The sequence below is a fragment of the Sulfurimonas sp. genome, from assembly GCF_047622445.1.
Taxonomy (GTDB): domain Bacteria; phylum Campylobacterota; class Campylobacteria; order Campylobacterales; family Sulfurimonadaceae; genus Sulfurimonas.
On sequence record NZ_JBLHOE010000011.1, the window covers coordinates 1 to 22,829 of the forward strand.

Consider the following 22,829-nt stretch of genomic DNA (forward strand, 5'->3'; position numbering starts at 1 on the left):
ATCATCATCCATGCAGTATCACCAGTATCAAGTGTAGGTGTATCTTCAGCGAAGGCTAAAGTTGGTAAAAGCGCTAATGCGATTAGTAACCATTTCTTCATTTTAATTCCTTTTGTTCTCTTGTGAGTTATTTCAAGGCAAATTATAACTCTATTTTTTAGACTAATCACCAAAAAAGTGCCTATTTTTTAATCATACGTAATTTTTCTTTATATGGCTAGATAAATTTCTCAACTTTAGGCTAATTTGTATTGTATTAAGGGAATTTTAGATATTATAAGTGAATTAAATTTTAAGACTTACATGCTACCTAAGGACTTTTATGAGCGACTTGCTAAACAACGACGATATACAACAAATAAACATTGAAACAACTCTTCAAAATAGCTATCTAGATTACTCAATGAGTGTCATAGTGGGACGTGCTTTACCAGATGTTAGAGATGGACTTAAGCCAGTTCACCGTAGAATTCTTTATGCAATGGATAAACTTAATCTTTCTCATGGTGCGAAGTTTAAAAAGTCTGCCCGTATCGTTGGTGATGTGATTGGTCAGTACCATCCACATGGTGACAACTCAGTTTATGATGCTCTTGTAAGAATGGCTCAAGACTTCTCTATGCGCATGGAACTTGTTGATGGCCAAGGAAATTTTGGTTCTGTTGATGGGGATAGTGCTGCTGCTATGAGATATACGGAAGCACGTATGACTAAGTATGCGGGTGAACTACTTAAAGACCTAGAAAAAAACACAGTAAATATGACAGATAATTACGATGGTACTACAAAAGAACCAGATGTAATGCCTACTCGTGTTCCAAACTTACTTATCAATGGTTCTTCAGGAATCGCAGTTGGTATGGCTACAAATATTCCTCCTCATAATCCGACTGAAATCATGAATGGACTTAAAGCCCTTTTAGCAGATCCAAATATCTCTTTAGTAGATATTATGGAACATATTAAAGCTCCTGATTTTCCAACCGGTGGAATTATCTTTGGTAAAAAAGGAATTATGGATGCTTATGAGACAGGTCGTGGTCGTATTAAGGTTCGTGCTAAGACACACATAGAGCAAACAGCTAAAAAAGAAGTTATCGTTATTGATGAGCTTCCTTATCAAGTAAATAAAGCCCGTTTAATTGAAAACATAGCTAATCTTGTAAAAGATAAGATGATTGATGGTGTTTCACTTATTCGTGATGAGTCAGATCGTGATGGTATGCGTGTTGTAATTGAACTCAAGCGTGATGCAATGAGTGAGATTGTTCTTAACAACCTTTTCAAGCAAACAAGTATGCAAAATACATTTGGTATTATCATGCTTTCTATACTAAACCAAGAACCAAGAATATTTGGAATTATAGATATTTTAAAACATTTTATAAACCATCGTAAAACTGTAATCATTCGTCGTACAATTTTTGATCTTGAAAAAGCAAAAGCACGTGCACATATCTTAGAGGGTCTGAAAAAAGCTATTGATATTATTGAAAAAGTTATCAAAACTATTCGTGCTTCATCTAATGAAGAAGAGGCTAAAAATAATTTAGTGTCCGAATATGACTTTAGTGAAATTCAAGCTGCAAGTATCGTTGCTATGAGACTTGGACGATTAACTGGTTTAGAGATAGATAAAATCTTAGCTGAGTTAGCTGAACTTACGGAACTAATAGAATATTTAGAATCTATTCTTAAAAGTGAAGAAGTATTACATGGAATCATTTCAGAAGAATTTGATGAAGTTTCCGCTGTTTATACAGATAAAAGACGTACAGAGATAGAAGATGACTATGATGACATTGATATAGAGGATTTAATTCCAAATGAGCCTATGGTTGTAACGATTACACACCGTGGTTATATTAAGCGTGTACCATTAGTAAACTATGAAAAACAAAAACGTGGTGGTAAAGGTAAAATTGCTGTTACTACGTATGATGATGACTTTATAGAAAGTTTCTTTACATGTAACACACACGATACACTTCTTTTTGTAACAGACCGTGGTCAACTTCACTGGTTAAAAGTGTATAAAATTCCAGAAGCCAGTAGAATTGCTAAAGGTAAGGCAGTTGTAAATCTTGTAAATCTCATGCCTGATGAAAAAATCCGTTCAATCATTCCTACTACAGATTTTAGTGATGAGAAAGGTTTAGTTTTCTTCACTCAAAATGGTGTAGTAAAACGTACGAATCTAAGTGAATTCTCAAACATAAGAAGTAATGGTGTTCGTGCTATTGTTCTCGATGAAGATGATGCCTTAATCACCGCACAAATAGCTTGTTTAGATACTAAGTATCTTTTTATTGTTACAAAATTTGCACAATGTATTAAGTTTGAGATTGAGAAGACTCGTGAACAAGGTAGAAGTACACGTGGTGTTAGAGGTATCAAATTCAAACATGAAGGTGATGAAGTAGTTGATGCAAACATTATTGCAAACGATGAACAAGAGATACTTATTGTTGCTGAAAAAGGTATCGGTAAGCGTACAAAAGCTGAAGAGTACCGCTTAACTAACCGTGGTGGATCAGGTGTGATTGCTATGAAAATGACAGCTAAGACTGGTAAAAATATTGTTGGTTGTCTGATGGTTGATGAAGACATGGACATGATGGCTCTTACAAAAGCTGGAAAAATGATACGCGTTGATATGCAAACTATCTCTAAATCAAGTCGAAATACATCTGGTGTATATATAGTAAAAGGTGATGAAGTAGCAAGTATTTCTCGTTGTCCAAAAAAAGAAGATGATGAAGATGATGGCGAGGATGCAGAAATAGGACAAACAACTTTAGAGTTGGAATAACTTTTGCTTTATTGAAGTTATATTGAAAATTTAGACATATAAATATGTCTCTCAAGGAAATAAAGATGAAAATCTCTTCTGTTCTAAGTGTATTATTGGCTACAACATTTATAGGTTGTAGTATACTTCCAGAGATGGGCACAGTAAAAAAAGATGAATGTTGTCCAGGTTATGAATCAGTAGCTCAGCCTGCAAAATGTGTTAAGCAACAATGCATGAAAGAAACACCACCTATACAAAGAGCTACAGTGCCTTTAACTGAGACAGTTCTTGTAAAAGAAGAAGCTAAAGTTGTTGATGATCAAGCAACTACTTTAGAAAAAAAATCAACTATGCTTATTGCTGTTATTGGTCAAGGTGTAGCACCAATGAATACATCTTCTCCAGCGCAAGCATATGCTTTAGCTAAGCGTGCAGCTATTGCAGATGCATATAGATTAATAGCTGAAAAAGTTAAAGGTGTTAAAGTTGATGGTCAAGATACTATTCAAAATATGATGGTAAAGAAATCCACTATTCGTACATCTGTTAATGCAATGATTAGAAATGCTAGCGTAGTTGAAACAACATTTAAAGAAGGCCTATGCGAAGTAGAGATGGAAATAAAACTCGCTTACTCGCAATTTGCTCAATAATATTTTTTAATTCACTCTCTCTAGGAGCGAGTGAATACCTTATATCCTATCGTTATGTAGTGAAGGATATGCTACTCTATGATGACTCATTGAAAGTTTCTCATGCAATGAAACACTGTATTGGTAAAGCGCAAAGCTCTATAGAACTTCCTGATAAACACAGTAATGATTTAAATGAAGTTATAAAAAATAACTCTATAGAATTTATGAATTTTATTCATAAAATTGGCTTAGATGTTGATCATAAAGAAACAACAACAAATGCTCAAAATACCTCCACAACCATACTCACACTCAAAACAACATGTTTCAAAGTCGATTTTAATGATAATTTCGCTAGAATCATTCACTTAAAATAGACTCCAAACTTAGGAATTCTTTGTGAAGATTGCAATCGTTGAAGATGATATAAATATGAGAAAATCTCTTGAAATTGCCATGAGTGATTACAAAGAGTTTGAAATTAAAACATTTAAAAATGCCAAAGATGCTTTAAAATCTTTAGATGATACATATGATCTTGTTATTACAGATATTAATATGCCTGGTATGGATGGTATTGAATTTGTTAAAACTTTAAATGGAAAATTTGAAGTAATTATTATGACAGGAAATGCAACACTGCAACGTGCAATAGAATCGATCCACCTTGGGGTAAAAGACTTCTTACTTAAACCTTTTGATGTAGAGACTTTGGTCGCGGCTATTAAAAGAGAAAGTGAAGTTCAAAGTGCAAAGAAAAAAGTAGTAGGAAAAACTACTAAAAAGAAAAATAGTGGATTCTTAGGTACTTCAAAAGTACTAGAAGGCGTTTTAAATATTGCGACTAAAGCTGCCAAGACAGATGCAAGTATCTTACTTTTGGGTCAAAGTGGCGTTGGGAAAGAAGTTTTTGCTAACTATATTCATGAAAATTCACCAAGAATCAAAAAGCCATTTATAGCTATAAACATGGCAGCAATTCCTGAAAATTTGATAGAGAGTGAACTCTTTGGATTCGAAAAAGGTGCTTTCACTGACGCAAGTGAAGCAAAAGCAGGACAGTTTGAACTCGCACAAGGTGGGACACTCTTTTTGGATGAGATTGGTGAAATGCCATACGGTGTTCAGGCAAAACTTTTACGTGCCTTACAAGAAAAAGAAGTTCGCCGCTTAGGCTCTTCTAAGTCTATAAAGATAGATATACGTGTAGTTTCTGCAACAAATGCAAATTTAATAGAGAAAATTAAAAATGGTGAGTTCAGAGAAGATTTATACTATCGTTTAAATACTATTCCTTTACACATTCCACCTCTCAAAGAGCGTAAAGACGAGATACTTCAAATTGCAGAATCTATGTGCGAAATAAATTGTAAAAAGTATGATTTTACATTGAAAAGTTTCACTGAAGATGCCAAGGAAACTTTATTGTCTTACGACTGGCCAGGAAATATACGTGAACTCATTTCTGTGGTTGAGAGAGCTGTAATTTTAAGTGAAGGCTTAGAAATATCATCAGAAGAACTTTTTTTACAAAATAGAATTAATTAAGGATAACAAACATGGCAGAAAAAAAATATAATGTAGCGGTAGTTGGTGCAAATGGCGCAGTTGGTGAAGAGATACTCACTATACTTCAAGAGATCGATTTTCCCTTAAATAAACTTGTACCTTTGGCCTCTGCTAGAAGTCTTGGTAAAACAGTTGAGTTTAATGGTCAAACTTTACCGATTCAAGAGCTTACTAATGATATCTTCAAAGAAGAGGAGATAGAAATAGCGCTATTCTCAGCTGGAGGAAGTGTCACTGCTGAGTTCGCACCTGACGCAGTAAAAGCTGGAGCTGTGGTAATTGACAACACTTCACACTTTAGAATGGATAAAGATGTACCGTTGGTAGTTCCTGAAGTAAATCCTGAGGACATCGCAAAGTGGAAAATAACTGGAGTAATTGCAAATCCAAATTGTTCAACAATCCAAATGGTTCAAACACTTAAACCACTTGATGAAGCATACGGTTTAACAAGAGTTGATGTGTCAACGTACCAAGCAACATCAGGTGCTGGAAAAACTGCAATGGAAGAGTTAGTAACTCAAATGCAAGACTTTTTCGCATTTAAGTTAAGTGAATCAGAACATAAAGCTTTTAACCAACAGATTGCTTTAAACGTAATTCCTCAGATAGACGTATTTACTGAGAATGGATACACAAAAGAAGAAATGAAAATGGTTAATGAAACGACTAAGATTATGCATAAAGAGATTCCTTTAAGTGCTACCTGTGTTCGTGTTCCAACACTTCGTGGTCATGCAGAATCACTTACTCTTACGTTTAAAAATGACGTGCTAGCAGACGAAGCAAGAGAAATACTAAGTAAAGCTCCTAATCTTGTTATCTTAGATAATCCAGACGAAGCACTTTACCCTATGCCTGCAACATGTGTAGATAAGAATGAAACATTTGTAGGGCGAATACGAAATGATGTGTATGCAAAAAATATGCTTCACCTCTTTGTTGTTGCAGATAATCTTAGAGTTGGAGCTGCTACAAATGCCGTTAGAATTGCTCAAAAATGGGTAGAAATGGAAGGAGAAAAGTAAACATGGAAAAGATGTTCGAAGGCTCTTTATGGGCATCAAGATTTATGGTTATCCTTGCTGTTGTATTTGGTCTTATTGGAGCAGTAGTACTTTTTGTTGTTGCGTCATTTGATATATATGAAACAGCAAAATATGTACTAACAACATATATAACAAGTGCTCATCCAGAGAATTTTCATGAAAATGTAGTTGGTGGTATTATTGGTGCTGTTGATTTATATCTTATTGGTGTAGTGATGTTGCTTTTCTCATTTGGTTTATATGAACTTTTCATATCAGAAATAGATGTAGCAAAAGATGAAAGTGGTGAAGATAATAAGATTTTAGCTATTCATTCACTTGATCAACTTAAAGACAAAATATCTAAAGTTATTGTTATGGTTCTTGTAGTTGGATTCTTTCAAAAAGTTGGACATACAACATATACTGGAGCATTAGATATGCTTTATTTCGCACTTTCAATTACTGCAGTCGCGGTTGGATTATATTATTTAGGAAAAGTAGGTAAAAAATAATGAGTAAAATATTTGTAGATGCATGTTTAGGTAAAGAAACTCCATACACTCCAGTTTGGATGATGAGACAAGCAGGGCGTTATCTTCCTGAATATAAGGCAGTACGTGCAGAGGCTGGAAACTTTTTAAACTTATGTCATGACCCTAAAAAAGCGGCAGAAGTAACTATTCAACCTTTAGATATTGTTGGTGTAGATGCAGCAATTTTATTTTCTGATATCTTGGTAATCCCTGATGAGATGGGAATGGATTTAGGATTTTTTACAGGTGAAGGTCCTAAGTTTTCTGATCCTATAAAATCACAAGCTGACCTTGATAGACTTACTACTGGAAAAGAAGCGGCAGATAAACTTACTTATGTTTATGACACGATTAAACTTCTTCGGACACAGCTTGATGAACGTGGAGATGAGATAGCACTTATCGGTTTTACTGGTGCTCCTTGGACACTTGCAACATACATGATTGAAGGTCAAGGGACTAAAACATACAACATTTGCAAAAAGATGATGTACTCAAACCCTGAGCTTCTTCACAATATTCTTCATGAAGTAACACAAGTTGTAAAATACTACATGGAAAAACAAATAGAATCAGGAATAGATGTAGTTCAAATCTTTGATAGCTGGGCAGCGGCAATTGAGATAGATATGTATGATGAATTTTCATGGAAGTATATGGTTGAAATCGCTAATTATTTAAAGTCAAAATATCCTAATATCCCTATTATTATGTTTCCAAAAGGTATCCCTGCATTTTACGATAAAGTGTATGGAAACTTTGATGTTTTCGGTGTTGATTGGGCTACTCCAATGTCACTTGCAAAAGAAAAGCTTGGAGATAAATATGTTCTACAAGGAAACATGGAACCATGTCGTTTGTACTCACAAGAGATGACAACTAAGTCTGTAGAGAAGATTTATAGTGTTATGGGTGGCAAACGTCATATCTTTAATCTGGGACATGGAATTCTTCCTGATGTGCCTGTAGAAAATGCTAAACACTTTGTTAGTGAATGCCAACGTGTCAGCGGCAAAAAATAATATAATATTTGGACCAATAAACTCACGCCGTTTTGGCATGAGTTTAGGTGTCGATCTTTCACCATCTGCAAAACAGTGTAACTTTGATTGTCTTTACTGTGAACTAGCTCCTATGGTAACAGTTGATTCTCAGTCTATTGTCATAAGTACTCAAGAAATTATTAGAGAATTACAAAAGCATTTAGATGAAAAGATAGACGTTATAACTTTAACTGCGAATGGTGAACCAACACTTTATCCAAATCTCTCAGAACTAATAGATGAAATAGATAAAATCAAAGGTAAAACTGAAACTTTGATACTTACAAATAGTGCAACTTTAGTAGAAGAGTCTGTATTCAATTCATTACTAAAATTAGATCAGGTAAAGTTGTCTCTTGATGCAATCAGTCCTGATATATTTAAAAAGATAGATAGACCTCATGAAAGCATTAAGATTGCTGAAGTAGTGAGTAGGGTAAAAGAATTTTCTAAAATTTACAAAGGCAAGCTTTTTATAGAGATACTTTTTGTACATGGACTTAATGATACAAAAGAAGAGATGCAAAAACTCAACGAAGTACTACTTGAGATTGATGCTGAGCGAATAGACTTAGGAACAATAGATAGACCACCAGCTTATCCCGTAATGGGAATTAGTTATAAAGAACTTTTTGAAGCATCTCATGAGTTTGATAAGTCTTTGCCTATACACATAGCTTCAAGAATTCATGCCGAGCCAAATAACGCATACTACAGTGATGAAGATATTTTAAACACTTTAGATAAAAGACCATTAACTCAAGATGATATCAATTTACTGCTTGATAATGACTCAATAGATAGATTAACACTCTTAATTGAGAAACATAAAGTAGTAAAAAAGATAGTTGGAAACCTCGAGTTTTTAGTACCAATGGAAAATGAAAAAAGAAAGTTGAAAAAGTCCTAAAAACTCTTGACTTTTCCCACTTTGATTGAGTATAATTCCGCCCTAACACATTCCGGATTAGCTCAGCGGTAGAGTAGGTGACTGTTAATCACTTGGTCGCTGGTTCGAATCCAGCATCCGGAGCCACTTTTATTTAAACCTCATAAACACTGTATTCCCAACTAAATTATTTACTTACTGTGCCCTTTTGTGTCCAAACATATTAGCACCTAAATAGCACCGAGAAACGAAGCTCTTTTAACATCATCTCTCTTTCTATATTTAGCATACATTTGTAATGTCATTGAAGCATCAGTATGACCAAGCATATTACTAACCCAAAGTATATCTTCATTGTTTTCTATCATCACAGTTGCAAAAGTATGTCTCATCTGATAGATAGTTCTATACTCAATATCACACTCTTTAAGTAAGTTCTTCCACTTAGAATCTCTAATACGTTTGATGTCATAATAATGTTCATCATCTTTATTTAAAAACACATAGCTTTTCTTCTTAGAAGTAAGTGCATATTGCACTTGATATTAGAATTGGCGCTTCTATATTTACCCGCCTATTGAATTTTAAGAGTGTTGCTCTTTAAACTTGAATTGGCGTTATATGATAAAAACTCATAGAAAAATAGAGTTAAAGTAAAATATTTTAGGCTAAGTAATCGTTTTTTCTTATAATTTAAAAGATAGTCATCAACTATTTTCAACTTCAAACTTTTACCTAATCCTCTATGAATTTTAATGAGTATTTTTAATGGAGAAAAAGTTCCACCATCAAGAGTATTAGTCGTATTTGAAATCTCGAAATATTTGTGCTTTTTTCTGATAAATAAGTGAGGTAAGTTAGCTCTCAAACTTCGATATGCAGACCTGACTTTTTGATGAGTGTAATAAGATTTACCAGTTTCTAGGTTTACACTTTTCTCTTCAATAAAATCTTTGTAAATGTCATGCCACTCATCTAGTTTTTTTGTAAAGTTTTTCTCATTTGTCTCTGTAAGAGGATACATAATTCTCTTAAGATCTTTACCCGCCTGAAGTCTAGGTTTTTTTGTGATATATCTTCTTGCAGTCTTTGCTTGATGAAAGTGACACATTTGTACAGGAAAGTCTTTAAATACCTTGTATAGACCTCTTTTACCATCAAATGTAACTGAATATATTGTGTAGCCTAATTCCAGCAGTTGCTTAAGGAGTTGTTTATAATCTGCGCAGAGTTCACTTTCAATATGTTTTGTTAAAAGTATTTCTTTTGTGATATTGTTTTTAAAAACTAAAGTACTTAACTTGTCTTTCCTCTTTCCATAAAATGTAGCATCGCAAACAAGAACTATCTCTCTTGGATTATGAACTTTTATCTCTGGTTCATACTCAAATACTTGCTTCTGAATCCAGCGAGTACTCTTCTTGTAACCCTCTGCTAAATCACTTAAGGTTTGTCGTAATAAATGTATTTTTTGAAGATGATTTCTTGGAGTTTATCTGGTCTTTTTTTAGATGAAAAACAAGTACTACAGCTTGAACATTTATACCTTTGTATTCCACCTAGTTTTCCATTCTTTTTTGTTTCTTTTGAACTACAGTTTGGACATATCTTTGCGTTTTTTTACAGCTCATTGTAAATAAATCCTTTTTAAGCACTACTATACAGTAGTTTTAAGTACTTTCTAGCCTAAAGAATTTTACTTTTAATTAAATTTCTCGGCATAGTGTTCCGAAACTGTGCCCAAAAACACGATATTGCAAAGCTTTGAAATCTTATAGTAGCTCATTAGTAGCTAAAATATTTTTATTGTTTCACTATTATATCTTCATACCTTATATTTTAATACACTCAACACTATAAGGCGTAGTGCCTGACTCTTTTTTATAAATAATCATATCTCCTTGATTAAGTTTCCCATTGCCAATATCTTTATAATTAAAAGTGGTATAAAAAAGATCCATAAATGTAGAACCTACAAGTAAACCTCCAATACCGTTTAATACACTAAAAGCAGGAACATATTTTCCTTTTCGGTCTCCCTCTTGCACATAGTATGAATATTGTGATGGGCTAAGTGTTATATGTGCTGACATATTATCTTCACTAGAACAACTTTGCCCTATATTAAGAGAGATATTTGGTAAAATACCTACATAATCATAAGGACCTTTTTGATTTGCATACTCCAAACTAATCCAGTTACCGTCATTATCAAATACTTTACTAAAGATATCATCCCCTTTAGTATCTTTTATAGAAAATAATTGCTTTAAAATAGGAGTTACATATTTATCATCACCTTTAAACAAAGAAGAACCACTGTCTAAAAAGAACACTGCACCTTTTAAAGAAGAGATACTTTGTTCACCAACCATAAATTTATAGAGATCAGTCCCCCAGATCCAATTATTGGCACCTGTAGGACTAGGCTGTAAAACAATTGCACTTTCCTCTTTAAATTCATCTGGATTTTCACCACCTAAATAAAGCTTCCCCTCTTTAGTAGATTCATAAGTAACCATAGAAAAAATAGGTTCTGTAATTTTTCCACTATTGTATAAAGAAGCAAAAAAGAAGCTTGAACCTGCTGACATCCCATCGCTAGACGGTGGAAAACCGATACCTCCATCCCAGGCTAAATATTCAAACTGATTTCCTTTATAATATGTGGAGGCATAAAAATCTTCAACCGTATAAGGTATATTATCTGCACTAAAACCTATCTGAGCAGTTTGTGTTATCATAGATCCCCATGGACCAAAAGAGCGTTCAGTGGAATTTGTATCTATCCAGTTAAACCCAAGCTGATTAGAATCAACACTTTCATGATTTTTACAAGCTTTTGTTTTGCATAAATTTGAAGTTACCCAAATAAAATTTGCTCCCGTGTCAGGAGAAAGTTTTACCTTGCTAGTTCCTAATTTAATATCTTCCGTGTACCAAGGTGATGCACCATAATCAGCCATTAAGCCTTTTTTCATATCAAGCGCTATAGGTTTAGCACAAGCTGTGAGAAATAAAACAACTACTAAAAGCAAAAGAAAAAGGAAATATTTTCTCAAATATACTATATTTATTCCCACTGTTAAACCCTAATCACTAAAATTTGTAACTTAGTTGTGCAAGAAACGATCTCTCAGCTACTTGGTAATCAATCCATGTATCTGAGTCGTAAGTAGTTTTATTAAATAAATTATTAATACTTAATTTCATTTTCATGTCATCTACAAAAATATCTTTTATATTTAATGTAGCATTTACGATTGTAGCACTTTTAATAGCCGCACCGAAACTACTAGTACCTCTTGTTTGCTCACCCTTATACTTTGCATCTATGTATAAATTATAATCGCTACCCGCTCTATAATTAAGTGCTGCATACCCCAAATGTTTTGAGACATCTGGCATATCCTCATTTGTCGTTTTGTTTTGTGCATCCTGATATGAATAGTTTGCTAAAACATAAGAGCCTCTAGATAACTCATATTTTAACTCTATTTTTCCACCTTTTGTTATTATTTTACCAATATTCATATATTTATTTCCACTAGATGCATCAACTAAAATCAGATCATCTATGTCACTTTTAAAAAGTGTAAATGAGAGTTGAGTATTATCTATATCGTTATTTATAATAGTGATTTCTGTAGTTTTTATCGTTTCAGGCTTTAGATTTTGGTTACCTACAAATGCTGGATTGTTTTTATTATAAAGTTCTGCAAATGTTGGGGCTCTAAATGCTTCACCATACATCAGCTTTAAAGTATTTGTCTTATTTATAGAATAAGTTGAACCGATTCTTGGATTTATTGTTGAGCCAAAGTCGCTATAGTAGTCATATCTTACACCGACATTAACCCTAAAATCATCATTTACATCATACAAAAGTTCAGAAAATAATGATTTAACCTCTCTGTCTACTTCATCTATAAAGTTTGGTTCTTCCACTCCGTTTAACTCCCCTTGATAAGGGTCTTTTATGCTTTGTTTTTCATAAGATATACCAGAGACTAAACTAAAATTCTCCCCAGAGTAAGTTAAAAGTATCTCTGAACCTATTTTTCTTGTAGTATATAAATACTCTAAAACAGAGGGAGATGAATAAGGCATATACCATATATTTTCTACATCGAAATTATCATAATATACTCTTGCATGAATATCTAAGTTTTTATTTAAAGAGCTTTTATATCCTGTTTCTAAAAGGATTGTTTCCTTTTTTGAGTAATCAATATCATTTAAAACATTCATTAACCCATACTTCGATTTATCATTTGTCTTATTAAAATTTCCCATAAAGTAAAAACCATAATCATGCACTAAAGAGAGGTGTGAATTAAACGAATTTATCTCTGGGTTAGTTTCTTTATTTTGTGATTCTACAAATATTTTTTCATTCTCTTGTTTAGAGTTAATATTCGCCGTTACAGCAAATTCATTATATTTTTTTCCATAATGAAGATTTACTGCTGCAGCTTCGTTACTCCCCCCTTTAATAGTCACTATAGTTCCATCTATATCTTCAGCTTTTTTGGTAATGATGTTTACCAATCCCATAAATGCATTTTCACCGTAAAGTGCAGAAGATGGTCCAGTCACGACCTCTACTCTTTTTATTAACTCTATCGGGATATCTTTATATGCGCTTGTAGCACCGCCGTTTAAATAATCTACATTTAATGAGTGTCCGTCTAACAAGAAAAGAACTTTTTCACTAAACCATGTTTGAATCCCGGAGACAGAAACCCTATCAGTATATACATTACCTCCTGATGCATCTATACCCGGAACTGTTTTTAATATATCGTATATATTCTCAGCTCCCATAGCTTCTATTTGTTCTTCTTGTATAACAGTAACACTAGCGGGTGTTTTTTTAATATTTTCTTTTATACGTGATGCAGATATAACAAATGTTTCTGCTTCTAACCAGTTTTGTTCCTTAGTAAATTGTTCTTCTATACTAGTTAAATTATTTGAAAATAATAGCGAACTTAAAAAACATAAACTTATACATGATTTTTTCATGATTAACCTTTTATTGAAACTATCTTATAGTTTTACTATCAGAAATATACCAGATATATCTTTTTTTTAGTCTTATATACAAGAAATTCCAATAAAATGCTAAGGGAAAAGTATAAATAAGTATTTTTAATAAACAAATCTATAATTCTGTTGATTTTACTCTTAATTATTCAAAAATTTGTGCTAACATACTGGAATGTTTGTTTACAAAAATTATAGGTAGTTCATGATACAACTAAAGCAGCTGATACTGATACTTCTTTTATTAAGTTCTGTTTACGCAGAGGAAAAGAAAGTATACTTTTACACTACTGAGATAAATATCAAAGATTTTAAATTATTGAAAATCAATTTTGATCAGTATCTCCAATACTTTGGAGATTATAATTTTCAAGCTTTTAACAATAAAGAGACTTTTGAAGAGTACCTTAAAGATGAAAATATTGTTGTTATTCTCTCAAGTTGGCACTATAAACAAATAGCAAAGAAGTATAACCTTCAAGTGCGACTGGTTGCTCTTAAAAAAGAGAGTATTACAGATACAAAAGTATTAATTGGGAAAAAGGGTTCTTCTTATACCGGCACACTAACAACTCCTTTCCCTCATGAATATACAACTGCTCATATAAATAAACTCACTTTAAATAGCTCCCTAGACATACTTAAAGTACCAAAAGAGATTGATGCCTTAATGTCAGTTGGTTTTGGTATGAGTCAATTTGCATTGGTTTCAAAAGATAGTTTTGAGTTACTTAAAAAAGCCAACAGTTTCTTAGCATCACAAATGAAGATATTTGCTGAATCAACTCCAACATTAAGAATGTTAGTAGCTTCAAAGATAAAAAAGCATCACGACAAAGAATTCATAGAGGTTTTTACAACTATGGACTCAAGAGATGAAGGTAAAAAAGTGCTTGATATGTTAGGAATAGATAAAATCGTAATCCTAACAAAGAATGATCTACAAGAATTAGGAGGTGTGAAATGAAAATACTATTGACACTAGCACTTTTTATCCTAAGTCTTTACGCAGATAAAATTCTGATACTTAACTCAAATGCCAATATAGAAAAATATAAATCTGTGCAAGAAGAATTTATCAAAAACACTAAAAAACCTTATGAACTCTTAGATATAGCAAAACTCTCACAAAAAGAGATCAAAGAGTATATTTATGATGAATACCCAGATATAGTTTATACTATAGGTTCAAAAGCATATAGATACGCAAATGCATATATCCCTGAAAAAACTATATTCTTTAGTTCTATTATAAACCACAACAGACTCGATATAAGTGAAAACAGGTATGGTGTTTCAAATGAGCTTCATAGTGGGATGCACTTAACTCTTATTAAGTCTTTATTTCATGAGACACAAACGCTTAGCCTTATTTATAGTGACTACACAAAAGATCTTTTTGAGAATTTTAAAAGTAATGCTTCAAAAATAGGAATAAAAATCATTGGGGAGAAGATCACAAGCGATGGTTCTCTAGAGATGCAAAATATGCAGCAAACTGATGGACTTATCTTAATAGCAGACCCACTCCTTTTAAAAGATGAACAAAGAGTTATAAAGCTTTTTGAGCATATGAAAAAAATAAAAAAACCTATTTTCGCCTACCACGATCTTTATATAAAATTTGGTGCTTCTTTAGTGATCTCTGCTGATAACCCAACTATAGGAAGACAAATAGCACATATGATGCAACTCTTTAACGATAAAAAAGAGTTTATCAAAATACAAATTCCTATGGGAACGAATGTAATCTTTAATAAAAAGATGGTAGAGAGTCTAGGAATACATTACGATGTACATGCACTTTCAGTTGTCAACAAGGTAATTCGATGAGCATAAAGTATAAGTTTATTCTAGCTATTTTAAGTATAGTATTTTTAGTTGTTGGGCTCTTTACTTACAGCAGTATCAAGGAGCAAAAAAGGATATTGAACTTCGAGCTTGAAAAAAGAGTAAAACTTATGCAAAACAATCTCATTCAAAATGCCACCTATACAATGGCGTACTACAAAAATGAGATTGAAAATGATCTTGCTTCGATGAATATATCTCATATACAAATATTATTTACCCAACTTGTAAAAAGAGAAAACATAGACGGTATCTCTTTAAGTAATAATTTACAATCTGTACATATTTTTGAAGGAATAGCTTCTAAAAAAGATGTAAACAAGCTCTCATTTGAGGAAACTCAAACACATATCATAGTCTCTTCCCCTATTACGCTCTCCTCAAAATGGGGAAATTTAAATATACTCTACTCTTTAAAAGAGTTAAATGATGAGATAGAGAATGCACAAAAAGATATACAAAATTTTATAGATGAACGGATCAGAGATGCTTTTTTCTCTGCTGTATTATTTTCTATATTATTTGGAGCATTAAGTTATACATTGGCTATAAAGATTACTACCCCTATTTTGCTTTTAACAAAAAGAGCAGATCAAATAGCCAATGGAAAACTTGAAGATACTAAAGAGATTCTCCACATCAATAGTAATGACGAAGTAGGTCTCTTAACAAAATCTTTTATGCAGATGTCTCAGAAATTGCAAAAATCTTATAATGAGTTAAAAACTCTCAATGAGACTCTTGAAAAAAAAGTTCAAGAGAGAACACATGAGCTACAACTATTAGCTGTTACTGATCCCTTAACCCAACTATATAATAGAAGATACTTCACAAGTGCTTCTAATGATGTACTTTCTATAGCCAAGAGAAAACAAGAAAACCTGTCCTTAATAATGATCGATATAGATAAATTTAAAAACATCAATGATACTTATGGACACAAAATCGGTGATGATGTTCTTATGGAATTTGCAAATATCTTAAAAAATACTCAAAGAAAAAGTGACATTACATGCCGATTTGGCGGAGAGGAGTTTGTTATTTTACTTCCCACAACAGATATTGAGGCTGCAACAAAAGTTGCTCAAAAATTAAGAACAAAAACTGAAAATTTCTCCATAGCTCTTAAGAATAATAAGAGCGTAAAGTGTACAATCAGTTTAGGTGTCTCTTGTGTTGATTTAGAAAACGAAGTAAATATTGAATTAGCTTTGCAAAGAGCTGATAATGCACTTTATGAGGCTAAAAATGGAGGTAGAAATTGTGTTAGGATTAAATAGTGATGTGGCTACACTAATTCATACTTAAGAATTAAATAAATCTGAGTTAAAATAAAAGTATGAAGAAGGTAGAAAAATGAAAAAGAGTCAATATACAAGTGAGTTTAGAGATCTAACTAATACAGTAGTTAAATTAGCTAAAGAGAGTTTAGAACAATAAAATAAAAGGCTAAGAGCAGAGACTAAACTCCTTAGATTTGATATAGGGTTGACACATCAATATCCCTCTTCTTTTACCTATTTGAAATAATTAACTTTAAATTAAAAAAATATGAAAACTTGCTAGTAGAAAATAGGAATTTAATTTATATAATGATATTATACAAAAACAAACAAAAAAAGGGAATTAAAATGAAAAAAATATTTTATGGTCTATTGGTGTTTTTAACTTTTATTACAAACGCGAATGCTTCTAAATATGAGATATTTATAGGTGCTGAGGCAGCTTTAAGTTGGGTAGATTTGAAAGGATCAAATGGAAATTATGAAAATGAAGAGATTTCAACATATGGAATAAAAGTCGGTGTAATAGATGAAAACTCAAGAGTGTATTTATCATATAATTATTTAGATGCATTTGAGGACTCTTCAAACAGAGAGGGTGGATTTCAAACACTTACTATAAATACAGAAGCTTATACACAAATGTTTAACATTACAGAAAACTATCCAGTTTCTTTTTTCTTTGGTGCACATATTGGAGGTGTTAATCTCAATGTTGACTCAACTTTTGGTACTTCACATAAAAGTGCACTATTGTATGGCTTACAAGCCGGTGTTATGACAACATCAAAAAGTCCTATAAATTTAGAATTTGGATACCGTTATTCATCTAGTCGTTTTATTGATAAGAACAATGATTTGGAACAACTAACAGTTGCTTATGTTGGTATAAATTATAAATTTTAGTTAGGAATAAATAATGAATAAGAAAAAATCAATTATATTCACTATATACATATTCGTAGCAAGTTTGTTTTTTGGTTGTGGAGATAAGCCACAAGCAGACCTCCCTACTGATAGTGAAAAAAGCATTGTAGGAAGTAGTAACTATATTATTAATGGAGCTACTACATTTGAGGCAGTAACTGATGTAAAAGGCATTGTTATGAAGGCTACTACTGTCGGTGGAACAGAATCTGTAGCAGGATTTGCAATAGAAAAAAATGATGTAAGGCTTTTAGCTGATGCGGCTGGTGGGTATGTTACAACCGAAGAATTAAGAGCTATTGTTGAAGTAATTAAAGCTGAAGACTATGTAAATGATGATTTTTCAACGATTAATGAACAATTTTTTACAAAATACTCTGAATTTAGCGTAGGTGATTATAAGTTTTCAACTCCCCAAGCTACTACTGCACTAGATTTAAGTAATAATATGTTGAACACATTAGCTTCAACAACGTTAACATTAACAGCTGGTTCAGGTGTTAGTGCAACTGCATTTAGAATGTTTGTAACAGTTACAGATTTTAATGATAATTACTACTATACTCTTTCCATATCTCCTGATACAAATGAAACAGATATCTTTGTAGAAAACCTATCACTTATGAAAGCATTATCAAGTGGGACAAACTTTACTGGATTGAATGAGAGACTTGTTTCTACAACGGATACTTTTTCTGGATTAGCAAATAATGGTAATCAAGCAGACTTTTTATTTATGATTGATGATTCTGGTTCTATGGGTGATCAACAGATAGCCCTTACTGCAGCAGCTAATGATTTTGAGCGATCAATAAATCTTGCTGGTATGAATTACAATATAGCAATTCTAACTACAAGTGATGGAGCAGATGGAGTACCATGTACAGAAAACTGTTACGATAGAAGTGTTAACAGTGTCGGAATTATAGATAATAATATAACTATGTTTAAATCAGAGGTAGATGATATTAATACATCTGGAAACCCTACGGAAACAGGTATTTACAATAGTGAACAGGCACTTCAAAGTACAAACAACGGAGATTCTACAGATGGTTTGTTGCTACCACTTGGTTTTCCAAGAGATAATACACAGCTAAGTGTTATAATCTTAAGTGATGAAGTCAGTCAATATACTTATAGAGCCGCTGGTGCATTTGATGTGACTGACAACCTTTTTGTGAGAGACAATATTTTGGTTAATTCCATTGTAGATACTGGTCTTTGTGGTACAAACTCATTTTATGAAGAAGGAGTTGATACAAATGGACAGTATGATGACTTAGCAAATGAAACAGGTGGACTTGTTGGTAATATTTGTAATGGTGGAGATACTCCAGATTTTAATGCTGTGATGCAAAATATTGTACTTCAAGCTGCCGGAGCATATAAACTTAGCAACAGATACGTGAAACCAAATAGTCTCAAAGTAATCGTAGACGGAGTAGAATCTAGCCCTAGTATAAAAAATGGGTATATATATATTGAGGGAACAAATTCAATAGCTTTCTTTGGTACACTTCCAGTAGAAGGTGCAAAAATTGAAATTTATTATGAATACCCAAAAGATATAAATCTTTTTGAAAATGATTAATATCAAGCATAATCGCTTGATATTAGTTTAGTTAACAACTTCTTATTGTATATGAATAGGAATAAAAAAACTAAAAGTGTCCCTTTTCTTCGTTGCAATTAAAATTATTTTAAGTTATATTTTTCGTTATGGAGGGGAAGAGATAACTGTACTTATCTTTGAAACAGCCAGAAAAATTGTTAAAAAGCTACGTCATATGCTAGAAACAACATCATTTGATATAGAAGATGGAGAAAGTATCTCAGTAACGGTAAGTATCGGTATCTCTAGCTTTCCAAAAGATGCCAAGGAAGTTTCAATTTTGGTTTCTAATGCAGATACTGCACTCTACAAAGCTAAAGGAAGTGGTCGTAATTGTATCTGTGTTTATGAAAAATAAAGAGCATTGACAATTTTCTTTATTATTATATTAAATTATTGTAACTTTATTTTTTCCTTCTTCTTTTGAAATATACATAGCGTTATCAGCTCTTTGAATTATGGTATCAATATTATCATTTATCGTGACTTCTGTTACTCCAAAACTTGCGGTTATATTGGATTTAGCTAAATATTGTAAACCCCTATTGTTTTCAATAGTTTGCTTTAATTTTTCTGTTCTTATTTTTGCTTCTTCTAAGTTACAATCTATAAGTAAAATTGTAAATTCTTCGCCACCCCATCTTCCTACTAAGTCAGTTCCTCTTAAATGCGTTTTTATAATTGAAGCAAAAAGTTTGAGAACTTCATCCCCCGTACTATGTCCAAACTTATCATTTATATTTTTGAAGTCATCAATGTCTAAAAAGATAAATGACAATTTTTTTTCATCTCTTTTTAAAAGCAGTAGAAAGTATTCACACTTCTCTTTAAATACTCTTCGGTTCATAATCTCTGTTAAAGTGTCAAACTCCGCTAAATAAAGAATCTTTTTATTGTTAACTCTTACTATAAAGAGTATGAATGAGGTAATTACTAGGGTTATTAACAAAGAGAAGAAGAGATTGAAATAAAAAACTTTTTGTAGGTCTTTTGTTAAATTACTAATTTTTGCTTCAACACTCAGGTATAAATTTAGCTCAGGTATAAACTTTGTTTTAATAAGATAACTTTCTCCCTGATCTTTATACTCAATGAGGTTACTGCTTTTTGAAATAATTTTATCTTTTAGTTTTTTTAAATTTTTGTTATCAACTAGATTTGCATTTCCATTAAAAGCTTTTTCTGCTAAAACAACATTTCCATTTTCATCATAAAAAGTAACTTTCAAATTATGCTTTTGTCTAAATCTTTTTAGCATATCATTAATATATGAAATTCTCAGTGCAATGCCAGTTGCTCCTATTAGTTGATATTCATGATCGTATATTTTATAATTAACAAACATCATCATTGTATTGGTCAAATTTTCATTGAAGTCTAAATTGATTTCGTGTGATTTTTGACTGTCTTTAAAGTCGAAATACCATGAATTATGAGGGTTACTTTTAGATATTTTTTCAACAAATCCATTTTGAGTATAGTAGTTTTTTAATTTTTCAGAAACTAAGAACGTACTAAACATTTCATATTTATTTTTTATGCTATGTAAGTATTTTTGGATTTTTAAACTATCTTCTTCACCATTAATAAGCCAATCTTTAACAAATGTATCATTAGCCATCATTGACGACACTAAGTATGGTTCTATGATATGTTTTTGAATATCGGTATATATATTATCAATAGAAAGTGGAAGAGATTGGGTTTTTAATTGATGCTCAGCATTGTTTAGAGAAATAATATGATTGATTACAGTTATTGAAAGGGAAAGTATGACCATTAGTAGTGGTATAAAAAATACTATTTTATAGTTCGCTTTCATATAAGACCCTGAGTTTTTAAATTAAGTATATATGAGATTATATCATTATTTGCTAATGCTCTATTTTTATTAGTGTAGAATATATATGATTTTAATATAAGTAGATTATGGGATTAAATCAGATTGTAGAACATGCCATACAACAATAAGAGATGGATTGATACAAGATGCAAAGATAAAATTAAATACTAATTAATAGTATCAATATAGTTTAATAGTGCACTGCTAACCAAATAGTCTCTTTATTTGGTAAGGTCCAAGATACTCTATGCTTTTTATGTGCGGGGATATTGATATACTCTCCTAGACTCAGTTCTATAGCATTTTCATTCTCAAAGGATAAAGTAGCTTCACCTTTTAATAGAATTACCCATTCATCATGATCTTGATCATACCATTGAAATTCTTCTGTTATGTGACCATAGGAAATTATTTTCTCAATCTTCAGTCCATCTTTTGAGATGATATCTTCAAACGATTCGTCTGCTAGATTAGTAGGGATATTTTTAAAGATATTATTTACTTGCACAATTATAAACCTAACTCTTGTTTACAGCTCACACAGTGGGATGATTCAGGAACAAGGATTAATCTTTCGAATAAAATATCTTCTTCACATTCCATACAAATACCATAGTCTTTTTTGTCAATTTTTCCAGAGGCATATTTGAGTTTATTGAATCGTATTTCTGCTTCATGTAAAGCATGCTCATTTACTTGTTGTTCTTGTATCATCTCTTGACGGGTTAATCTTCCAAGTGAACAGTCCGGTGTAATAGGCTTAGTCTTTTCTTTTAATGACTCTATCTCTATTTTAGTTGCTTCAAGGTATTGGTATATTTTATCTTTGATTTTTTGTCGTTGTGTCAAATTCATACAAAATTATATCCTTTAAAAGGAACAATAAATGTCTGGAATATATCTTGCTATTTATCATAAAGGTTTAAATATGGAAACATCAACCAAATACCAAGAACACACTTCGATTATGAAAGGTCTCAATCTTCATAGCGACTTTGCTAAAGCGAGAGAAACATATAAAGAAGATTTTGAGAAAATATATGAGCAAGCTATAGACGCGGAGGTTAACGTATCAAACGCTAAAGAATTTGTTGCAGACCTAACAGTAGAAGAATTAGAGACACTACAAAACTATACACAACTAGCAGATGCAGTGGAAGTAAATGAACTCTCAGATGAAGGTGCATATAATTTGTTAATGCATTTTTATGAAAAATATGATTTTGATAATGATGGTTTTACGGAAGATGGTGAAGTGAAAACTATTTCACTTATTCCTCAGGATATTGATAATGATTTAAAAGAAGCATTTGTAAATGCACTCAATAATTCAGATGAAGACAATACCCTCTCTATACTAGTTCTAACACTTGATATAAATAAAGTAAAGAATGATTTAGCCCAACATATAAATAATATGCCAGCTTCTCAAAAAGATTATCTTAGAGAGAATACTTCATTAGATATAGATCTATTTGTACAGACACAACTTAAAGACCCTTACGAGCAAAAGCAAATAACTTTTGATACTATCATGACACAACTAGATAATGTTTTAAACCCTGAGTCGAGTGAATCAACATCTTTTACATTGAGAGAAAATATACAAGCTTTTACTCAGACTTTAAAAAGTGAGTACCAAAGTGTTAAAGATACTAAAGCTAATGAGCTAGAAGATAAACTGCGTATTAATGATTTAGTAGCAAACTATAAAGATAGAGAAGTAACTACTGCTGATCCTTTAGTTACTTTACTCCAGGCTTAGTT

The 22,829-nt window shown here is 31.9% G+C and carries 23 protein-coding genes and 1 tRNA gene; 16 read left to right on the forward strand and 8 right to left on the reverse strand.

Annotation, left to right across the window (positions count from 1 at the left end):
• Window positions 1-322 precede the first annotated feature (322 nt).
• The 9 genes from gyrA (at window position 323) to ACI9TV_RS03880 (ending at window position 8,641) form a co-directional block, all read left to right on the forward strand.
• A complete protein-coding gene (gene gyrA / locus ACI9TV_RS03840) occupies window positions 323-2,812 on the forward strand; it encodes a DNA gyrase subunit A (protein WP_415249436.1) in 2,490 nt (829 codons plus the stop codon).
• 65 nt (window positions 2,813-2,877) lie between these two features.
• Entirely contained in the window at window positions 2,878-3,447 is a 570-nt protein-coding gene (locus ACI9TV_RS03845; RefSeq protein ID WP_415249437.1) for an LPP20 family lipoprotein, read from the forward strand.
• A 68-nt stretch (window positions 3,448-3,515) separates the two neighbouring features.
• A complete protein-coding gene (locus ACI9TV_RS03850) occupies window positions 3,516-3,806 on the forward strand; it encodes a hypothetical protein (protein ID WP_415249438.1) in 291 nt (96 codons plus the stop codon).
• Between the two features lie 22 nt (window positions 3,807-3,828).
• A complete protein-coding gene (locus tag ACI9TV_RS03855; RefSeq protein WP_415249439.1) occupies window positions 3,829-4,977 on the forward strand; it encodes a sigma-54-dependent transcriptional regulator in 1,149 nt (382 codons plus the stop codon).
• An 11-nt stretch (window positions 4,978-4,988) separates the two neighbouring features.
• Window positions 4,989-6,026 carry an aspartate-semialdehyde dehydrogenase gene (locus ACI9TV_RS03860; protein WP_415249440.1) on the forward strand — a complete coding sequence of 346 codons (1,038 nt, stop codon included), beginning with the start codon at window positions 4,989-4,991 and terminating at the stop codon, window positions 6,024-6,026.
• Window positions 6,027-6,028: 2 nt separating this feature from the next.
• The gene (locus tag ACI9TV_RS03865; protein ID WP_415249441.1) at window positions 6,029-6,541 is read left to right on the forward strand and encodes a YqhA family protein; all 513 of its coding nucleotides are present in this window, start codon (window positions 6,029-6,031) and stop codon (window positions 6,539-6,541) included.
• Window positions 6,541-7,584, forward strand: a complete 1,044-nt coding sequence (hemE, locus tag ACI9TV_RS03870; RefSeq protein WP_415249442.1) for a uroporphyrinogen decarboxylase — start codon at window positions 6,541-6,543, stop codon at window positions 7,582-7,584. The genes ACI9TV_RS03865 and hemE overlap by 1 nt, the downstream gene beginning before the upstream one ends.
• Window positions 7,535-8,515 (forward strand): radical SAM protein, encoded by a 981-nt coding sequence (locus ACI9TV_RS03875; RefSeq protein ID WP_415249443.1) that lies wholly within the window; start codon window positions 7,535-7,537, stop codon window positions 8,513-8,515. Before hemE ends, ACI9TV_RS03875 begins: the two co-directional genes overlap by 50 nt.
• Before the next feature lie 51 nt (window positions 8,516-8,566).
• Window positions 8,567-8,641: transfer RNA gene (locus tag ACI9TV_RS03880), tRNA-Asn, on the forward strand.
• An 83-nt stretch (window positions 8,642-8,724) separates the two neighbouring features.
• Here ACI9TV_RS03880 and ACI9TV_RS03885 read toward each other — a convergent pair.
• From ACI9TV_RS03885 to ACI9TV_RS03905, 5 genes are all read right to left on the reverse strand, one after another.
• Window positions 8,725-9,033: a tyrosine-type recombinase/integrase gene (locus tag ACI9TV_RS03885; protein ID WP_415249444.1), complete on the reverse strand. Its 309-nt coding sequence runs from the start codon at window positions 9,031-9,033 to the stop codon at window positions 8,725-8,727.
• Window positions 9,034-9,068: 35 nt separating this feature from the next.
• Window positions 9,069-9,962 carry an IS256 family transposase, variant Zn-binding type gene (locus ACI9TV_RS03890; protein WP_415249486.1) on the reverse strand — a complete coding sequence of 298 codons (894 nt, stop codon included), beginning with the start codon at window positions 9,960-9,962 and terminating at the stop codon, window positions 9,069-9,071.
• A complete protein-coding gene (locus tag ACI9TV_RS03895) occupies window positions 9,938-10,102 on the reverse strand; it encodes a transposase-like zinc-binding domain-containing protein (RefSeq protein ID WP_415249487.1) in 165 nt (54 codons plus the stop codon). Before ACI9TV_RS03895 ends, ACI9TV_RS03890 begins: the two co-directional genes overlap by 25 nt.
• Before the next feature lie 224 nt (window positions 10,103-10,326).
• A complete protein-coding gene (locus ACI9TV_RS03900) occupies window positions 10,327-11,475 on the reverse strand; it encodes a pepsin-like aspartic protease (RefSeq protein ID WP_415249445.1) in 1,149 nt (382 codons plus the stop codon).
• Between the two features lie 118 nt (window positions 11,476-11,593).
• Window positions 11,594-13,522, reverse strand: coding sequence for a TonB-dependent receptor plug domain-containing protein (locus ACI9TV_RS03905; RefSeq protein WP_415249446.1), 1,929 nt, complete (start codon window positions 13,520-13,522; stop codon window positions 11,594-11,596).
• Window positions 13,523-13,748: 226 nt separating this feature from the next.
• On the opposite strand from ACI9TV_RS03905, the gene ACI9TV_RS03910 reads away from it, so the two are divergent.
• The 6 genes from ACI9TV_RS03910 to ACI9TV_RS03935 all read left to right on the forward strand — a co-directional run bounded on the left by ACI9TV_RS03910 (window position 13,749) and on the right by ACI9TV_RS03935 (window position 19,577).
• Window positions 13,749-14,510, forward strand: coding sequence for a hypothetical protein (locus ACI9TV_RS03910; RefSeq protein WP_415249447.1), 762 nt, complete (start codon window positions 13,749-13,751; stop codon window positions 14,508-14,510).
• Entirely contained in the window at window positions 14,507-15,376 is an 870-nt protein-coding gene (locus ACI9TV_RS03915; RefSeq protein ID WP_415249448.1) for an ABC transporter substrate binding protein, read from the forward strand. Before ACI9TV_RS03910 ends, ACI9TV_RS03915 begins: the two co-directional genes overlap by 4 nt.
• Complete coding sequence (locus ACI9TV_RS03920; RefSeq protein ID WP_415249449.1) at window positions 15,373-16,674, forward strand: diguanylate cyclase; 1,302 nt, start codon at window positions 15,373-15,375, stop codon at window positions 16,672-16,674. The genes ACI9TV_RS03915 and ACI9TV_RS03920 overlap by 4 nt, the downstream gene beginning before the upstream one ends.
• A 351-nt stretch (window positions 16,675-17,025) precedes the next feature.
• Complete coding sequence (locus tag ACI9TV_RS03925; protein ID WP_415249450.1) at window positions 17,026-17,583, forward strand: hypothetical protein; 558 nt, start codon at window positions 17,026-17,028, stop codon at window positions 17,581-17,583.
• Window positions 17,584-17,596: 13 nt separating this feature from the next.
• Window positions 17,597-19,198, forward strand: coding sequence for a hypothetical protein (locus ACI9TV_RS03930; RefSeq protein WP_415249451.1), 1,602 nt, complete (start codon window positions 17,597-17,599; stop codon window positions 19,196-19,198).
• A gap of 76 nt (window positions 19,199-19,274) precedes the next feature.
• Window positions 19,275-19,577 carry a GGDEF domain-containing protein gene (locus tag ACI9TV_RS03935; RefSeq protein ID WP_415249452.1) on the forward strand — a complete coding sequence of 101 codons (303 nt, stop codon included), beginning with the start codon at window positions 19,275-19,277 and terminating at the stop codon, window positions 19,575-19,577.
• 30 nt (window positions 19,578-19,607) lie between these two features.
• On the opposite strand, the gene ACI9TV_RS03940 is transcribed toward ACI9TV_RS03935, so the two are convergent.
• From ACI9TV_RS03940 to ACI9TV_RS03950, 3 genes are all read right to left on the reverse strand, one after another.
• On the reverse strand, window positions 19,608-21,041 hold the full coding sequence (locus ACI9TV_RS03940; RefSeq protein ID WP_415249453.1) for a diguanylate cyclase: 1,434 nt from the start codon (window positions 21,039-21,041) through the stop codon (window positions 19,608-19,610).
• 211 nt (window positions 21,042-21,252) lie between these two features.
• Complete coding sequence (locus ACI9TV_RS03945; RefSeq protein WP_415249454.1) at window positions 21,253-21,570, reverse strand: cupin domain-containing protein; 318 nt, start codon at window positions 21,568-21,570, stop codon at window positions 21,253-21,255.
• A gap of 2 nt (window positions 21,571-21,572) precedes the next feature.
• Window positions 21,573-21,917, reverse strand: a complete 345-nt coding sequence (locus tag ACI9TV_RS03950) for a TraR/DksA family transcriptional regulator (RefSeq protein WP_415249455.1) — start codon at window positions 21,915-21,917, stop codon at window positions 21,573-21,575.
• A gap of 31 nt (window positions 21,918-21,948) precedes the next feature.
• On the opposite strand from ACI9TV_RS03950, the gene ACI9TV_RS03955 reads away from it, so the two are divergent.
• A complete protein-coding gene (locus ACI9TV_RS03955) occupies window positions 21,949-22,827 on the forward strand; it encodes a hypothetical protein (RefSeq protein ID WP_415249456.1) in 879 nt (292 codons plus the stop codon).
• Window positions 22,828-22,829 lie beyond the last annotated feature (2 nt).

What these genes read in the sequence shown, in the direction of transcription:
- ACI9TV_RS03920 (WP_415249449.1), top strand. Translation starts at nt 15,373, where the DNA reads ATGAGCATAAAGTATAAGTTTATTCTAGCTATTTTAAGTATAGTATTT.
- ACI9TV_RS03930 (WP_415249451.1), top strand. Translation starts at nt 17,597, where the DNA reads ATGAATAAGAAAAAATCAATTATATTCACTATATACATATTCGTAGCA.
- ACI9TV_RS03875 (WP_415249443.1), top strand. Translation starts at nt 7,535, where the DNA reads ATGCTAAACACTTTGTTAGTGAATGCCAACGTGTCAGCGGCAAAAAAT.
- ACI9TV_RS03950 (WP_415249455.1), bottom strand. Translation starts at nt 21,917, where the DNA reads ATGAATTTGACACAACGACAAAAAATCAAAGATAAAATATACCAATAC.
- ACI9TV_RS03940 (WP_415249453.1), bottom strand. Translation starts at nt 21,041, where the DNA reads ATGAAAGCGAACTATAAAATAGTATTTTTTATACCACTACTAATGGTC.
- ACI9TV_RS03860 (WP_415249440.1), top strand. Translation starts at nt 4,989, where the DNA reads ATGGCAGAAAAAAAATATAATGTAGCGGTAGTTGGTGCAAATGGCGCA.
- ACI9TV_RS03845 (WP_415249437.1), top strand. Translation starts at nt 2,878, where the DNA reads ATGAAAATCTCTTCTGTTCTAAGTGTATTATTGGCTACAACATTTATA.
- ACI9TV_RS03910 (WP_415249447.1), top strand. Translation starts at nt 13,749, where the DNA reads ATGATACAACTAAAGCAGCTGATACTGATACTTCTTTTATTAAGTTCT.
- ACI9TV_RS03905 (WP_415249446.1), bottom strand. Translation starts at nt 13,522, where the DNA reads ATGAAAAAATCATGTATAAGTTTATGTTTTTTAAGTTCGCTATTATTT.
- gyrA (WP_415249436.1), top strand. Translation starts at nt 323, where the DNA reads ATGAGCGACTTGCTAAACAACGACGATATACAACAAATAAACATTGAA.
- hemE (WP_415249442.1), top strand. Translation starts at nt 6,541, where the DNA reads ATGAGTAAAATATTTGTAGATGCATGTTTAGGTAAAGAAACTCCATAC.
- ACI9TV_RS03915 (WP_415249448.1), top strand. Translation starts at nt 14,507, where the DNA reads ATGAAAATACTATTGACACTAGCACTTTTTATCCTAAGTCTTTACGCA.
- ACI9TV_RS03850 (WP_415249438.1), top strand. Translation starts at nt 3,516, where the DNA reads ATGCTACTCTATGATGACTCATTGAAAGTTTCTCATGCAATGAAACAC.
- ACI9TV_RS03955 (WP_415249456.1), top strand. Translation starts at nt 21,949, where the DNA reads ATGTCTGGAATATATCTTGCTATTTATCATAAAGGTTTAAATATGGAA.
- ACI9TV_RS03865 (WP_415249441.1), top strand. Translation starts at nt 6,029, where the DNA reads ATGGAAAAGATGTTCGAAGGCTCTTTATGGGCATCAAGATTTATGGTT.
- ACI9TV_RS03900 (WP_415249445.1), bottom strand. Translation starts at nt 11,475, where the DNA reads ATGAAAAAAGGCTTAATGGCTGATTATGGTGCATCACCTTGGTACACG.
- ACI9TV_RS03925 (WP_415249450.1), top strand. Translation starts at nt 17,026, where the DNA reads ATGAAAAAAATATTTTATGGTCTATTGGTGTTTTTAACTTTTATTACA.